This window comes from Kaistia sp. 32K (genome assembly GCF_016629525.1).
Taxonomy (GTDB): domain Bacteria; phylum Pseudomonadota; class Alphaproteobacteria; order Rhizobiales; family Kaistiaceae; genus Kaistia.
This window is the reverse complement of record NZ_AP024269.1, coordinates 3,323,632-3,338,093: the sequence shown is the minus strand read 5'-3', so window position 1 is coordinate 3,338,093 and position 14,462 is coordinate 3,323,632. Positions and strand designations below refer to the sequence as shown.

At 68.1% G+C, this 14,462-nt stretch carries 14 protein-coding genes; 8 read left to right on the top strand and 6 right to left on the bottom strand.

Annotated features, from left to right (window positions below):
- Positions 1-55 precede the first annotated feature (55 nt).
- The 6 genes from K32_RS15460 to K32_RS15435 all read right to left on the bottom strand — a co-directional run bounded on the left by K32_RS15460 (position 56) and on the right by K32_RS15435 (position 5,865).
- Complete coding sequence (locus tag K32_RS15460) at positions 56-802, bottom strand: copper homeostasis protein CutC (protein WP_201400378.1); 747 nt, start codon at positions 800-802, stop codon at positions 56-58.
- Positions 803-815: 13 nt separating this feature from the next.
- Complete coding sequence (locus tag K32_RS15455) at positions 816-1,718, bottom strand: ROK family protein (protein ID WP_201400377.1); 903 nt, start codon at positions 1,716-1,718, stop codon at positions 816-818.
- A gap of 14 nt (positions 1,719-1,732) precedes the next feature.
- On the bottom strand, positions 1,733-2,896 hold the full coding sequence (gene nagA / locus K32_RS15450; protein ID WP_201400376.1) for an N-acetylglucosamine-6-phosphate deacetylase: 1,164 nt from the start codon (positions 2,894-2,896) through the stop codon (positions 1,733-1,735).
- Positions 2,897-3,110: 214 nt separating this feature from the next.
- A complete protein-coding gene (locus K32_RS15445; protein WP_201400375.1) occupies positions 3,111-4,136 on the bottom strand; it encodes an SIS domain-containing protein in 1,026 nt (341 codons plus the stop codon).
- A 23-nt stretch (positions 4,137-4,159) separates the two neighbouring features.
- The gene (locus K32_RS15440; RefSeq protein ID WP_201400374.1) at positions 4,160-4,924 is read right to left on the bottom strand and encodes a GntR family transcriptional regulator; all 765 of its coding nucleotides are present in this window, start codon (positions 4,922-4,924) and stop codon (positions 4,160-4,162) included.
- Positions 4,921-5,865, bottom strand: a complete 945-nt coding sequence (locus tag K32_RS15435; RefSeq protein ID WP_201400373.1) for a BadF/BadG/BcrA/BcrD ATPase family protein — start codon at positions 5,863-5,865, stop codon at positions 4,921-4,923. The genes K32_RS15440 and K32_RS15435 overlap by 4 nt, the downstream gene beginning before the upstream one ends.
- Positions 5,866-6,151: 286 nt before the next feature.
- Between K32_RS15435 and K32_RS15430 the strand changes: the two genes are divergently transcribed.
- From K32_RS15430 to K32_RS15395, 8 genes are all read left to right on the top strand, one after another.
- Complete coding sequence (locus tag K32_RS15430) at positions 6,152-6,472, top strand: hypothetical protein (RefSeq protein ID WP_201404664.1); 321 nt, start codon at positions 6,152-6,154, stop codon at positions 6,470-6,472.
- 2 nt (positions 6,473-6,474) lie between these two features.
- Entirely contained in the window at positions 6,475-7,389 is a 915-nt protein-coding gene (locus tag K32_RS15425; RefSeq protein WP_244669536.1) for an N-acetylmuramic acid 6-phosphate etherase, read from the top strand.
- 51 nt (positions 7,390-7,440) lie between these two features.
- Positions 7,441-8,709 carry an ABC transporter substrate-binding protein gene (locus K32_RS15420; RefSeq protein WP_201400372.1) on the top strand — a complete coding sequence of 423 codons (1,269 nt, stop codon included), beginning with the start codon at positions 7,441-7,443 and terminating at the stop codon, positions 8,707-8,709.
- 232 nt (positions 8,710-8,941) lie between these two features.
- Complete coding sequence (locus K32_RS15415; RefSeq protein WP_201400371.1) at positions 8,942-9,889, top strand: carbohydrate ABC transporter permease; 948 nt, start codon at positions 8,942-8,944, stop codon at positions 9,887-9,889.
- Positions 9,890-9,897: 8 nt separating this feature from the next.
- The gene (locus K32_RS15410) at positions 9,898-10,737 is read left to right on the top strand and encodes a carbohydrate ABC transporter permease (RefSeq protein ID WP_201400370.1); all 840 of its coding nucleotides are present in this window, start codon (positions 9,898-9,900) and stop codon (positions 10,735-10,737) included.
- Positions 10,738-10,787: 50 nt separating this feature from the next.
- Positions 10,788-11,840: a Gfo/Idh/MocA family protein gene (locus K32_RS15405; RefSeq protein ID WP_201400369.1), complete on the top strand. Its 1,053-nt coding sequence runs from the start codon at positions 10,788-10,790 to the stop codon at positions 11,838-11,840.
- Positions 11,841-11,904: 64 nt separating this feature from the next.
- Entirely contained in the window at positions 11,905-12,903 is a 999-nt protein-coding gene (locus K32_RS15400; protein WP_201400368.1) for an ABC transporter ATP-binding protein, read from the top strand.
- A gap of 280 nt (positions 12,904-13,183) precedes the next feature.
- Complete coding sequence (locus K32_RS15395; RefSeq protein ID WP_201400367.1) at positions 13,184-14,407, top strand: NAD(P)/FAD-dependent oxidoreductase; 1,224 nt, start codon at positions 13,184-13,186, stop codon at positions 14,405-14,407.
- Positions 14,408-14,462 lie beyond the last annotated feature (55 nt).

The window sequence follows — 14,462 nt, the reverse complement described above, 5'->3', positions numbered from 1 at the left end:
TGATGCTGTAAATTCAATCATTTGCCCCAGGGGAGGCGATGTTCGCCGCCGGGCGTCAAGCCTTCCCGTTCTCGAACATGCGGACGACCTCGGCGAGCTCCGCCACCGTCTCCGCCGAGGTGACTTCGCGCAGCGAATCCGAAGCGAAGCCGAGTGCCACCGCTTCCGGCGCCACGGTCTGGATGCCCGTCCGACACGAGGCATGAATCTCGCGCGCGCCCGTCTCGCGCAGGATATCCGCCGCGTTGGCCGGGCGGACGCCGGAGCCCGGCATGATCGAAATGCGGTCGCCTGCCCGCTCGACCAGGCTCTTCAGCGCGTCGAGGCCGTCGAGCGCGCTGCGGGCGCCGCCGGAAGTGAGGATCCGCTCGAAGCCGAGCGAGATCGCCGTCTCCAGTGCGTCGCCGGTGTCCGCCACCAGGTCGAAGGCGCGATGCAGCGTGGCGCCGAGATCGCCGGCATGGCTCCGGAGCCGGAACAGCGCCTCGGCGTCGAGTTTTCCGCGCGGCTGCGAGGCCCCGAGCACGACGCCGGCGAGGCCGGCCGAGCGCACCGCGTCGATGTCGCGCCGCATCTGGTCGAGCTCCCCGGGAGAAAAGACGAAATCGCCCTCGCGCGGCCGGATCATCGCATAGGTCGGCACGCCGGCCTTCGCCGCGAGCCGCATCAGGCCGGGGGAGGGCGTGAGTCCGCCGATCGACAGCGCGCTGCAGAGCTCGATGCGATCGGCGCCGCCGCGAATGGCGGCCTCCAGCCCATCGGCGGTGTCGACACAGATTTCGAGCGGCAGGGTCGCGGTCATGGTCGCAGTATGATCACGAGGCGCGTTCTTCCGCCAGCATCGCCGCGCCGATCAGCCCGCTGGCGCCGCGGGTGCGGCCGGGCACCACGAGCGGCTGGTCGTAGCGGCCGAGCACGCGCTCGCGTACCGCCTGGTCGATTAGTGCCAGCAGCGCGGCGTCGGAGGAGAGGCCGCCGCCGACCGGGATCACCGAGGGGCCGATCGTGTTGACGATCATCGAGAGCGGCCCGGCGATCAGCGCGACGAAGGTATCGATGCTGTGCGCCGCCTTCGCGTCGCCCGCGTGCCAGGCGGCTGTGATGGCGTGGCTGGTCAGGGTTTGGCTGGTGAGCGCCGCGTGGATGCGTTCCAGCCCGCGCGCCGAGCCATAGCTGTCGAGGCAGCCGATCTGGCCGCAGCCGCAGCGCACCACCGGGATGCCGCGCGCCGCCACGGCCTCGGCGAGCAGCGGGCCGTGGCCCCATTCGCCGGTGACGCCATGCGCGCCGCGCACCATGCGGCCGCCGATCACCAGCCCGCCGCCGACGCCGGTGCCGAGAATGGCGCCGAAGACGATCGGCAGGCCCTTGCCCGCGCCGACGGTCGCTTCCGCGAGCGCGAAGCAATCGGCGTCGTTGCCGACGCGAACCGGCGCGCCGAGGAAGGCGGCGATCTCGTTCTCCAGATGATGGCCGTTGACGACGGGAACGTTGGCCGCCTGGGCGATGCCGTTGTCGGTCGTGCCGGCGATCGAGATGCCGATGCGCTCCGCGCCGCCCGCCGCCTCCAGCAGCTGCCGGAGCGCCGCGACGAAATCGTGCCAGTTGGTATGCGGCGTCGGCAGGGTGGCGCGATCAGTCACCGCGCCGTCGCGCGAGACACGGGCGAATTCGATCTTCGAGCCGCCGATGTCGAAGGCCGCGGTTCCCTGCGTCATGCTGGTTCGTCCATTCAGGCGAGCGGTGCGAAATGCTGCCGCTCACCGCCGATATAGACCGCGCCGATGTCGAGGTCGTCGGTCAGGTGGACGAAATCGGCGCGCGCGCCCGGCGCGAGGCGGCCATGCGTCCGCTCGATGCCCATGAACTGGGCCGGATAGAGCGAGGCCATGCGCAGCGTCTCGTCGAGGCCGATGCCGACCGCGCGGGTCATGAAGCGGATGGCGCCGATCATGTCGAGGTCGGAGCCGGCCAGCGTGCCGTCGTCGAGCGTCAGCTTGCCGTTTTCGCGCGTGATAACGCGGCCGTTCAGCTCGAACTCGGTCATCGACGTGCCGATCGTCGACATCGCGTCGGTGACGATGAAGATACGGCCGGGCGCGCGCTTGGCGCGCAGCGCATTGGCGATTGCGGCCGGATGGACGTGCAGGCCGTCCGGAATGATGCCGCACCACGAATCCGTGCTGTCGAGCGCCGCGCCGACGACGCCGGGATTGCGGTGGCCGAGCTGGCTCATGGCGTTGAAGAGATGGGTGACGCCGCGCGCGCCGGCATTGAAGGCGGCCATGACGGTTTCATAGGACGCGTCGGAATGGCCGATCGCGACCTGCACGCCGGCCGCCGTCAGGCGGGCGATCTGCGCCGGCGGCACGGTCTCGGCCGCGACGGTGGTCAGCACATGGTCGAGACCGGTCGAGAGCAGCCGTTCGAGGTCCGCCTCGTCCATCGGCCGGATGTAGCCGGGATTGTGCGCGCCCTTGCGGGCGACGGAGAGATGCGGGCCTTCGAGATGGATGCCGAGGCAACCGGGGACGCCGGCGGCAATCGCGTCGCGGGTGGCGGCAATTGCGGCCTCGGTCACGGCGGGCGTGTCGGTGATCAGCGTCGGCAGCAGCGCCGTCGTGCCGTAGCGGGCATGCGCGGTGCAGATCGTTCGGATGCCCTCGACCGTCGCGGCGCTGTTCAGCAGCGCGCCGCCGCCGCCGTTCACCTGCACGTCGACGAAGCCGGGGGCGAGCAGCCCGGCGCCGAGATCGACCGTCGCCGCTCCCTCCGGCACGCCGCCGGGCCCGACGACGCCCAGGATGGTATCGCCCTCGACGAGGACGGCGGCGTCGCGGTGGCGCGTGGCGCCGTCGAACAGGTCAGCGGCGAGATAGGCTGTCAGGTTCGGCATTTGGGGCTCATCCCTGGGATCGATTTGGCGTTAGGCATGGCGCGGCCGCCTGGGCCGCGCTGTCGCTGTATTTCACCTCTCGCCTTGAGGGAGAGGTCGGCTCGAAGAGCCGGGTGAGGGTTTAGGAACCTATCGGGTGAGGCCGTAAACCCTCACCCGCCGGCCTTCGGCCGTCGACCTCTCCCTCAGGGAGAGGTGAAGATCGTGTTCGCCCTCAGACCGTCTCGGTCACCTTGTTGAGGCCGCGCGGCTTGTCGGGGTTGTAGCCGCGCGCCACCGCCACCGTCTCGGCGAAGCGGTAGAAGGAGAGCGCGATCGAGATCGGGTCGGTCATGGCGTGGCCGGTAGGCGCGACGGGCAGGCGCGGGCCGGGGACGGTCGCGGCCGTCGCCGTGAACACCTTGGCGCCGCGCGCATGCAGGGCCGAGACATTGGCGATCATGCTGGGCGCCGCCGCGTCGTCGGGAATGAAGGCGATCAGCGGGAAATTCTCGTCGACCAGCGAGACCGGGCCATGCTGCAGCTCGGCGCCGGAATAGGCCTCGGCATGCAGGATCGAGGTTTCCTTGAGCTTCAGCGCCGCTTCCTGAGCGATGGCGAAGCCGGGGCCGCGGCCGAGCGTATAGAGCGACGACGCGGCGACGACGGTGTCGCGCGCCTCGCTCCAATCGCATTCGAGCGCGGCGTCGAGCTTGTCGGGCAGGGCGGCGATGGCGGCCTGCAGAGCCTTGTCCTGGCGCCATTCGGCGAGGATGGCGAGGCCGGCGACGACCGAGGTGATGTAGCTCTTGGTCGAGGCGACGCTCTTCTCCGGCCCGGCGCGCAGCGGCACGAAGATGTCGGCGAGGGAGGCGAGCGGCGCGTCCTCGACATTGACGAGGGCGATGCTGGCGGCGCCGCCCTGCTTGGCCGCTTCGACCATGGCGAGGAGATCGGGGCTCTTGCCGGACTGCGAGGTGGCGAGCACGGCGGCTCCGGGCAGATGCAGCGGCGTCTTGTAGATCGAGGCGATCGAGGGGCCGAGCGAGGCGACGGGAACGCCGGTCAGGATCTCGCAGGCATATTTGAAGAAGGCGCTGGCATGGTCGGAGGAGCCGCGCGCGACCGTCACGATCACCTTCGGGTCGAGCGTGCGCAGGCGCGCGCCGGCCTCGGTGATGGCGTCGCGGGACTGGTCGAGCAGGCGGCGGACGGCGGCGGGGGCCTCGTCGACTTCGGCGCGCATCAGGGTGGTGGTCATGGTCTCAATCCTCCATTCCGACGTTAGCGCGGAGACGCTTCGGTCAGGTTCAATTCAGCAACGAAATCATAGGCGTCGCCGCGATAGAGCGAGCGCGTGAATTCGACGACGCGGCCATCGACCAGATAGGAGATCCGCTCGATGGCAAGGGCTGCGGAGCCGGGCGCGATGCCGAGCAGGGCGGCGTCGGCGCTGCCGACATTCTCCGCGTTCAGGCGCTGGACGGCGCGCACCGGGCGCATGCCGACCGCGCCCAGCGCATCATAGAGCGAAACCTCGACGATTGCCGGTTCCGGCAGCATGCGGGCCGGCACGACGGCGCGTTCGATCGCCATCGGCTCGTTGTCGGCGAGGCGCAAACGGTGCAGGCGCGAGACGCGATCGGTCGGCGCGAGGCCGAGGATCATGGCCTCGGCCGAGGTCGGCATGCCGACCGAGCGCTCGATCCAGCTCGCCGTCGGCACCAGGCCGCGGCTGCGCATGTCCTCGGTGAACGAGGTCAGGCGCGACAAAGGCTGCTCGACGCGGCCGCTGCTCCTGGACACGAAGGTGCCGGAGCCGTGGCGCTGGCGCAGAACGCCCTCGGCGACGAGGCCCTGGATCGCCTTGCGCACGGTGACGCGCGACACGCCGAGCGAGGCGGCCATCTCGCGCTCGGCCGGAAGCGCCGCGTTCGGCAGCAGCTGGCCGTCGCTGATCGCGCCGCGGATCAGGGTCTGCAGGCGGATGTAGAGCGGGCCCCCTTCCTCGTCCGCCAGACGTTCCGGCGCCAGAAAAAGGTCGGTCATGGCGCGGCCTCGACCGGCAGCAGGGTCGCCGCGAGCGCCAGCGCGCCGTCGAGCGGGTCGCCGGCCGGCGGGACGATGAAGGCGGCGATCCCAGGGCTAAGCCGCGTCTGGTAGAGCGGGGCGAGGCCGCCGAGCAGGCTGATCCGCTTGGCGCCGAGCTCGACGAGCCGGGCGAGCGAAGCCTCGATGTCGAGCGTCGCCTCGGCGAGGATCGCCTCGGCCAACGAGTCGCGGGCCGCCGCATGCTCGAAGACGAGCGGGGCGAAGCTGCCATAGTCGCGCGGCAGCGCCGTCTTGCAGAAGCTCACCATCCGGTCCGGCTTGTCGTCGAACCGCGCCATCACCGTCTTCGAAAGCGGCGTGGCGGGAACGATGCCGTCATGCGCCAGCACCGAGCGGCGCAGCGCCTGATGGCCGAGCCAGGCGCCGCTGCCCTGGTCGCCGAGATGGAAGCCCCAGCCGCCGACGGTGACGAAATCGCCGCCCGCCTGCACGACATAGGCCGTGCCGGTGCCGAGGATGGCGATGGCGCCGTCGCCTTCCGGATGGGCGCCGCGACAGGCGATCCAGGCGTCCATCTCCAGCGCGATCTGCGCGAAGGGGAGGCCGGAGGCGAGAAACCGCTCGGAGAGATCCGGGATGTTGGCGCCGGCAAGCCCGAGGCCGACCAGGCAGCGGTCGAGATCGGCGCTGGTAAGGCCGCCGGCGACGAGCGCGCCCTCGACGGCGGCGATGATGTTGTCGCGCGCATCGTCGATGCCGGCCAGGATGTTGGCGGTGCCGGTGATGCATTCGCCGATCAGCGTGCCGTCGGCAAAGCGGGCGCGCGCCCGGCAGCGGGTTCCGCCGCCATCGACACCGACGAGAAGGAAGGCGCGTCCGCGAGGCCGCAGCTCGCCCGGGTCGCGTGGGGTCGAGTCGCTTGGGATGTCGTCTTTCACCGCTGCCGCCTCATGGGGTGGCCGGGGTTATGTCCCCGGCGTCGTGTTGGCCAAAATAATACCAAACGAAATCCAATTGGGAAGAGAATAAGCAGACGGCGCCTCTCAGCGGCGGTTTGGGGCAGGTTTTTCGGGTCGATTTTTCTCGTAATCCCATGATTTACATGACGAACCAGCTATTTTTCCCCAGGCCTCGGTTTGTAATTTCGAGTGCCTGATTTAGGTGTCTGGACGGACTGGTATTTCGTTGGTATCGTCGATGGCAAGAAAGCAGGGAAGTTGCTCGATGTCGGAATCGTTCATCGACGCTGGGGCAGGAGGAGGCGGCGGTTGGTCCGGCGCGGCGGCGTACGCCGTCATCGCGGATGCGGCTGCCATCCATCTCATCTCGTCATCCGGCTCCGCCCGGGCGGACCATTTTGGCGCGCAGCGTCCTCGGATGGATCGCGCGGTGGTTGCGCAAACTCTGCTGGCTAGGGATCATGTCGTCGTCACGGCGGCGCTCCATGTTCGGGGCGGACCGTGCAGCGTGCGGCGCGCGCAGACGGCCGCACCGCTTGCGGCGAAGGCCGTCGGCGGGACCGCAGACAAGCAGAAGAGAGCCTGATCGTGACCAACGCCTCGCCTTCGACCGAAATCGCCGATCCGCGCTACCGCGGCCTCGACACCTGGAAGGACGAGGACGTGCTGGCGGCGCTGCAGGGCGGGCATGCGCGGGCCGTCGCTTCGGTCGAAGCGGCGATCCCGATGCTCGCCAAGGCGGCGCGGCTGGCGGCGGAGAAGCTCGCCGACGGCGGCCGCCTGATCTATGTCGCCTCCGGCAGCCCGGCGCTGATCGCGCTCGGCGACGCGCTGGAAATTCCCCAGACCTATGGCGTCGCCGACGACCGGATCGTGACGATCCTCGCCGGCGGGCTCGACCTCGTGCACAATTTCTCCGGCCTGCAGGAGGACGATCCCGAACAGGCGCGCATCGATGTGGCCCGTTTCGGCGTCGGCCCGCAGGATTGCGTCGTCGCGGTCTCGGCCAGCGGCTCGACGCCCTATACGGTCGAGGGCCTGCGCGCCGCGATCGCGGGCGGCGCCGCCAGCATCGCCATCGCCAGCAATCCGAACGCCCCGTTGTTCGAGGGCGCGGATGTCGCCATCCATCTCGATTCCGGCCCCGAAGTGATCGCGGGATCGACGCGGATGGGCGCGGGCACGGCGCAGAAGGCAGCCCTCAACATGCTGTCGACGCTGATCGCGATCCATCTCGGCCATGTCTATGACGGGCTGATGGTCAATGTCCGCGCCGACAACGGCAAGCTGCGCGCGCGGGCCGCGCGGATCATCGCGAACGTCGCCGGCGTCGACGAGGCGAGCGCCCGCGTGGCGCTCGAGGCGACGAACGGCGAGGTGAAGCCGGCGATCCTGATCGCGGCCGGGGCGGAGAACCCCGCCGCGGCGAACGAACTGCTCAACGAGAACAATGGGAACGTGCGTACGGCCCTGGCGGCGATCGCCAGATCCGGCGTCCGGTAATGCCGATGCGGCCGCGGCGGTGCGGCTGTGCGGTTCAGAGAGGAGCCTGATATGAACACCATGAAGCGGATGATGCTGGCTACGGCCGTCGCCGCGCTCTCGGTCGGGACGGCTGCCCCGGCATTCGCCGAGGACGTGACGCTGACCATCGAAAGCTGGCGCAACGACGACCTGCCGATCTGGCAGGAGAAGCTGATCCCGGCCTTCGAGGCCAAGCATCCGGGCATCAAGCTGAACTTCGCCCCGTCGGCCCCGACCGAGTATGACGCAGCACTCGGCGCCAAGCTCGACGCGGGCTCGGCCGGCGACGTCATTACCTGCCGTCCGTTCGACAAGTCGCTGGCGCTGTTCCAGAAGGGCCAGCTCGCCTCGCTGAACGACCTGCCGGGCATCGAGGGCTTCTCGTCGGTCGCCAAGTCGGCCTGGATCACCGACGACGGCAAGGACACGTTCTGCGTGCCGGTCGCCGCCGTCATCCACGGCTTCATCTACAACAAGGACGCCTTCGACAAGCTCGGCATCGCGGTGCCGCAGACCGAGGACGAGTTCTTCGCGGCGCTCGAGAAGATCAAGGCCGACGGCACCTACATCCCGCTCGCCATGGGCACGAAGGATCTCTGGGAAGCCGCGACCATGGGCTACCAGAACATCGGCCCGAACTACTGGAAGGGTGAAGAGGGCCGTCTCGCCCTGCTCTCCGGCAAGCAGAAGCTGACCGACCCGCAGTGGGTCGAGCCCTTCGCGACGCTCGCCAAGTGGGCGCCCTATCTCGGCGACGGCTTCGAGGCCCAGACCTATCCGGACAGCCAGAACCTGTTCACGCTCGGCCGCGCCGCCATCTACCCGGCCGGCTCGTGGGAGATCTCGGGCTTCAACCAACAGGCCCAGTTCAAGATGGGCGCCTTCCCGCCGCCGGTGAAGAAGGCCGGCGACGAGTGCTACATCTCCGACCATACCGATCTCGCGATCGGCATGAACGCGAAGACGAAGCATCCGGAAGCGACGAAGCAGTTCCTCTCCTGGGTTGCCTCGCCCGAGTTCGCCGACATCTACGCGAACGCGCTGCCGGGCTTCTTCAGCCTGTCCTCGACGCCGGTGAAGATGCAGGATCCGCTCGCCGAGGAGTTCGTCTCCTGGCGCGAGAAGTGCAAGCCGACGATCCGCTCGACCTACCAGATCCTGTCGCGCGGCACGCCGAACCTCGAGAACGAGACCTGGACGGAATCGGCCAACGTGATCAACGGCACCGACACGCCGCAGGTCGCCGCCGAGAAGCTCCAGAAGGGCCTCGACGCCTGGTTCAAGCCGGCCGCGCAGTAAGCGTCTGACGAGAATGCCCCTCCCCCTTGCGGGGAGGGGTTGGGGAGGGGGTACCACCGTCGCCCTGGGGAATTTCCCGGCGACGCGACCGATCCCGCAGGACTGCGGCGGTACCCCCTCCCTGGCCCTCCCCACAAGGGGGAGGGAACCGGCCCGTTCCGTGTCAGACTGTGCGCTCGCGCGGCCGGCAGGAATGACGGCCCGCCATTTCAATGAGGAAGACAGGCTCCGGATGACCTCGATCGATCTCCCTGCTTCGGATGCCGTGGCGAAGCGGCCGGTGCGCTGGCATATCGCCGTCTTTCTCGCGCCGGCCGTGCTGATCTACACCGCCGTGATGATCCTGCCGCTGATCGAGACGCTGCGGCTGTCGCTGTTCAACGTCGTCGACAACCAGTCGATCTTCGTCGGCTTCGACAACTTCAAGGTGCTGTTCGGCGATGTCCGCTGGTCGGCCTCGTTCTGGAACGCGCTCAAGAACAATCTCGTCTTCTTCCTGATCCACATGATCGTGCAGAACCCGATCGGCATTGCGCTCGCGGCGCTCTTGTCGCTGCCGGTGCTCCGGCTGCGCGGCTTCTACCGGACGGCGATCTTCCTGCCGACGATCCTCTCCTTCGTCATCGTCGGCTTCATCTGGAAATTGATCCTGTCGCCGATCTGGGGCGTCGCGCCGTACCTCATGGATCTGGTCTGGCTGAAGCCCTTCTTCGGGCCCTGGCTCGGCAAGCCCGGCAGCGCGCTGATCACCGTGTCGCTGGTCTCGGTCTGGCAGAACATCGGCATCCCGATGATGCTGATCTACGCGGCGCTGCTGTCGATCCCGGACGAGGTGATCGAGGCGGCCGAATGCGACGGCGTCACCGGCTGGGCCCAGTTCTTCAAGATCAAGCTGCCGCTGATCCTGCCGACCATCGGCATCGTCTCGATCCTGACCTTCGTCGGCAATTTCAACGCCTTCGACCTGGTCTACACCATGCAGGGCGCGCTCGCCGGGCCCGATGGATCGACCGACATCCTCGGTACCTTCCTCTACCGCACCTTCTTCGGCTTCCAGCTGCAGGTCGGCGACCGTTCGATGGGCGCGACGATCGCCACCGTGATGTTCCTGATCATCCTCGCCGGCGTCAGCCTCTATCTCTTCGTCATCCAGCGGCGCATCCGCCGCTACCAGTTCTGAGGCCGGCCATGTCGAAAGCGCGTTCTTCCTTCGCCCGCTCCGGCTTCGTGCATCTCGCCCTCGGCGGCTACACGCTGCTGGCGCTGTTCCCGATCTTTCTGGTCATCTCGAACTCGTTCAAGACCCGCGCCGGCATCTTTTCCGCGCCGCTGCAATTGCCCAGCCCGGCGACCTTCAGCTGGATCGGCTACCAGACGGTGCTGAAGCAGGGCGATTTCCTCGGCTATTTCCAGAACAGCCTGATCGTCACCGTCGTCTCGATCTTCCTGGTGCTGCTGTTCGGCGCCATGGCCGCCTTCGCGCTGTCGGAATACCGCTTTCGCGGCAATTTGCTGATGGGCCTCTATCTGGCGCTCGGCATCATGATCCCGATCCGCCTGGGCACGGTGGCGATCCTGCAGGGCATGGTGGCGACCGGCCTCGTCAACACGCTGACGGCGCTGATCCTCGTCTATACCGCGCAAGGCCTGCCGCTCGCCGTGTTCATCCTGTCGGAGTTCATGCGCAACGTCTCCGACGATCTGAAGAATGCTGGCCGGGTCGACGGGCTCTCCGAATACACGATCTTCTTCCGCCTGGTGCTGCCGCTGGTGCGGCCGGCCATGGCGACGGTCGCCGTCTTCACCATGATCCCGATCTGGAACGACCTCTGGTTCCCGCTGATCCTGGCGCCCAGCGAGGCGACCAAGACGGTGACGCTCGGGGCGCAGATGTTCATCGGCCAGTACGTCACCAACTGGAACGCGGTGCTCTCGACGCTGTCGCTGGCGATCCTGCCGGTGCTGGTCCTCTACCTGATCTTCTCGCGCCAGCTGATCCGCGGCATCACCGCCGGCGCGGTGAAGTGATTTGCGCGCCGAAGCCCGGCCCGTCCTCTCTGATTGCAGGTTGCTGATTCATGACTAGTCCCCTCCGCGTTTTCGTCGCCGGCCTCGGCCAGATGGGGCGCAGCCATGCGCTGGCCTATCATGCCAATCCGGGCTTCGAGATCGTCGGCATGTACAACCGCTCCGAGGTCGACCTGCCGGAGGAGTTGAAGGCCTATCCGCGCGTCGAGAGTTTTGAGGCCGGGCTGGCGCTGAAGCCGGACGTCGTCTCGGTCAACACCTACACCGACAGCCACGCGCCCTTCGCCATCGCCGCGATGGAAGCGGGCGCGCATGTCTTCGTCGAGAAGCCGCTCGCCGCCAACGCCGCCGACGCGCGTTCGGTTGTCGAGGCGGCCAAGCGCACCGGCAAGAAGCTCGTCATTGGCTACATCCTGCGCCATCACCCATCCTGGATCGGCTTCATCGCCAAGGCGCGCGAGCTCGGCCCGCCCTATGTCATGCGGATGAATCTGAACCAGCAGTCCTCCGGGCCGAGCTGGCACATCCACAAGCAATTGATGCAGACGACCTCACCGCTGGTCGATTGCGGTGTCCATTATGTCGACGTCATGTGCCAGATCACCGACGCGAAGCCGGTCGAGGTGCGCGGCATGGGCGTGCGCCTCTCCGACGAGATCGCGCCGACCCAGGTCAATTACGGCCATCTGCAGGTGATCTTCGAGGACGGCTCGGTCGGCTGGTACGAGGCCGGCTGGGGCCCGATGATCTCGGAGACCGCCTTCTTCGTGAAGGACGTGATGAGCCCGAAGGGCGCCGTCTCGATCGTCATGGACGAAAACGCCAAGTCGGACGACGTCGACACGCACACCAAGACGGCGCGCATCCGCGTCCACCATTCGGAACTGAAGCCGGACGGCAGCTTCGAGCGCGCCGACAGCTGGTTCTCGACCGAGGACGAGCCCGGCCATCAGGCGCTCTGCGACCGCGAGCAGGCCTATCTCCTGAAGGCGATCCGCGAGGACATTGACCTCTCGCGCCACATGCAGGACGCCATAACCTCGCTCGAAATCGCGCTGGCCGCCGAGGTCAGCATGCGCGAGGGCAGGGTGGTGAAGCTTTGACCTCCCGTATCGATACAGTCTTCCTGGGCCAACGCTCAGCCAACGATCACGAAGGATAACGCCCGTGAGCGCACTGACCCTTCAGAACATCACCAAGCGGTTCGGCGCGACCGACGTTATCCGCGGCGTCGATCTTGACGTCACCGAGGGCGAGTTCGTCGTCTTCGTCGGCCCGTCCGGCTGCGGAAAGTCGACGCTGCTCCGGATCATCGCCGGCCTCGAGGACCAGACCTCCGGCCATGTGACGATCGCCGGCAAGACCGTCGACGTGACGCCGCCGGCGAAGCGCGGCATCGCCATGGTGTTCCAGTCCTACGCGCTCTACCCGCACCTGACGGTGAAGGGGAACATGGGGCTGGCGCTGAAGCAGGAAGGCGTCGAGAAGGGCGAGATCGAGCGCCGCATCACGGCGGCGGCGAAGATGCTGCATCTGGAGACGCTGCTCGACCGCCGGCCGTCCGAGCTCTCCGGCGGCCAGCGCCAGCGCGTCGCCATCGGCCGCGCCATCGTGCGCCAGCCGAAGCTCTTCCTGTTCGACGAGCCGCTCTCGAACCTGGACGCGGCGCTGCGCGTCAACACGCGCATCGAGATCGCCAACCTGCACCGGGTGCTCGGCGCGACGATGATCTATGTCACGCATGACCAGGTCGAGGCGATGACGCTCGCCGACAAGATCGTCGTCCTGAGCGCCGGCAAGATCGAGCAGGTCGGCCGGCCGATCGACCTCTACAACAAGCCGGCCAACCTCTTCGTCGCCGGTTTCATCGGCTCGCCGAAGATGAATTTTCTCACCGGCGCGGCGGCGGAGAAGCTGGGCGCGACGACGATCGGCATCCGCCCGGAGCACATCCGCGTCGTGCCGGCCGGCGGCGAATGGTCGGGCAAGGTCAGCCATCTCGAGAAGCTCGGCTCGGACACCTTCGTCTATGTCGCCGTCGAGGGCGCCGACATGGTGACGGTCCGCATCGTCGGCCAGGCGGATTTCGAGGTCGGCTCGACGGTCGGCCTCGCCGCCGACGAGACCCACATCCATCGCTTCGACAGGGATGGCAAGGCGATCTGATTTCTGGCGCGCAGTCGCCGGCCACGCGCTACCCCGTCATCCCGGACGCAGCGAAGCGGAGATCCGGGATCCATCGGGCCGTCGCGCGTTGCCGGGCGTCTCGCGCGGAGAGGTTTCGGCTGAATGGATCCCGGCTCGGAGGCCGGGATGACGGCGAGCGCGGGGAAGCCGCCGCGCCAGGTCCTGTCAGCAAGGGTTCTTAACCGCCTCACCAACCCGCCCCTTGCACCCGACGGGCTGCCGATGCGAGTGTCGCGCCGCATTTGGACAGGCAGGCGACATGACCCAGAACATCATCATCATCGGCGGCGGCCATGCCGGCGCGCAGGCGGCGGCGAGCCTGCGTTCGGACGGGTTCGACGGCAAGGTCACGCTGGTCTCGGCCGAACGCGAGATTCCCTATCACCGGCCGCCGCTGTCCAAGGGTTTCATCAAGGCCGAGGGCGACGAGCTGCAGGAACTGCGCCCGGCCGCCTTCTACGAGAAGAACGCCGTCGAGTTGGTGCTGGGCCGGGAAGTGACCGCGATCGACCGCGCCGCCGGGCTGGTGCGGCTCGGCGACGAATCGCTCCCCTATGACGGCCTGGTGCTGGCGACCGGCGCCCGCGTCCGCGTGCCGCCGGTTCCCGGCATCGATCTCGAAAACGTCTTCCTGCTGCGCACCGCCGAGGATGCCCGCCGGCTGAAGCAGCGCTTCGCGCTCGCCAAGGATGTCGTCGTGGTCGGCGGCGGCTTCATCGGCCTCGAACTCGCCGCGACCGCGCGCCTGCTTGGCAAGACGGTGACCGTGCTCGAAGCCGCGCCGCGCCTGATGGGCCGCGTCGTCGCGCCGGCGATCTCGGCGTACTTCCTCGATCTGCACCGCGCCATGGGCACGACCGTCCGGCTGGAGACGCCGGTGCACGGCATAATCGGCGAGAATGGCGTCGCCGTCGCCGTCGAGACGCTCTCGGGCGAGCGAATCCCGGCCGATACGGTGATCGTCGGCGTCGGCGTGGTGCCGAATGTCGAGCTCGCCGAGGCCGCCGGCCTGCATGTCGCGAACGGCATCGTCGTCGACGAGGCGATGCGCACGTCGGATCCGAAGATCGTCGCGGCGGGCGACGCCGTCTCGTTCCATCACTGGGCGCTCGGCCGTCCCGTCCGGCTCGAAAGCGTGCAGAACGCCGTCGACCAGGCGAAGACGGCGGTGGCGACGCTGCTTGGCAAGGCCGAGCCCTATCGCGCCGTGCCGTGGTTCTGGTCGGATCAGGGCGACGCCAAGCTGCAGATGGTCGGCCTCTCCAACGACGCGGATTCGAGCGTGCTGCGCGGACGGCCGGAGGATGGCTCGTTCTCGGTGTTCCATTACCAGGGCGACCGGCTGGTCGCGATCGACTCGGTCAACCGCGCGGCGGACCACATGCTCGGCCGCCGCATGCTTGGCTCCGGCTTCCAGCTCGACAAGGCCGTGGCGGCCGACGAGAGCGCCGATCTGAAGAAGTTGGTGCTGCAGGCGGGCTGAAGGCCGGGTTTTTCGGAAGGCGCGGCGGCCTGACGCTGCGTCGCTTCCATGCTAG

Coding starts and splice junctions, on each gene's coding strand:
- K32_RS15460 (WP_201400378.1), bottom strand. CDS start 802: ATGACCGCGACCCTGCCGCTCGAAATCTGTGTCGACACCGCCGATGGG.
- K32_RS15455 (WP_201400377.1), bottom strand. CDS start 1,718: ATGACGCAGGGAACCGCGGCCTTCGACATCGGCGGCTCGAAGATCGAA.
- nagA (WP_201400376.1), bottom strand. CDS start 2,896: ATGCCGAACCTGACAGCCTATCTCGCCGCTGACCTGTTCGACGGCGCC.
- K32_RS15445 (WP_201400375.1), bottom strand. CDS start 4,136: ATGACCACCACCCTGATGCGCGCCGAAGTCGACGAGGCCCCCGCCGCC.
- K32_RS15440 (WP_201400374.1), bottom strand. CDS start 4,924: ATGACCGACCTTTTTCTGGCGCCGGAACGTCTGGCGGACGAGGAAGGG.
- K32_RS15430 (WP_201404664.1), top strand. CDS start 6,152: ATGTCGGAATCGTTCATCGACGCTGGGGCAGGAGGAGGCGGCGGTTGG.
- K32_RS15420 (WP_201400372.1), top strand. CDS start 7,441: ATGAACACCATGAAGCGGATGATGCTGGCTACGGCCGTCGCCGCGCTC.
- K32_RS15415 (WP_201400371.1), top strand. CDS start 8,942: ATGACCTCGATCGATCTCCCTGCTTCGGATGCCGTGGCGAAGCGGCCG.
- K32_RS15410 (WP_201400370.1), top strand. CDS start 9,898: ATGTCGAAAGCGCGTTCTTCCTTCGCCCGCTCCGGCTTCGTGCATCTC.
- K32_RS15405 (WP_201400369.1), top strand. CDS start 10,788: ATGACTAGTCCCCTCCGCGTTTTCGTCGCCGGCCTCGGCCAGATGGGG.
- K32_RS15395 (WP_201400367.1), top strand. CDS start 13,184: ATGACCCAGAACATCATCATCATCGGCGGCGGCCATGCCGGCGCGCAG.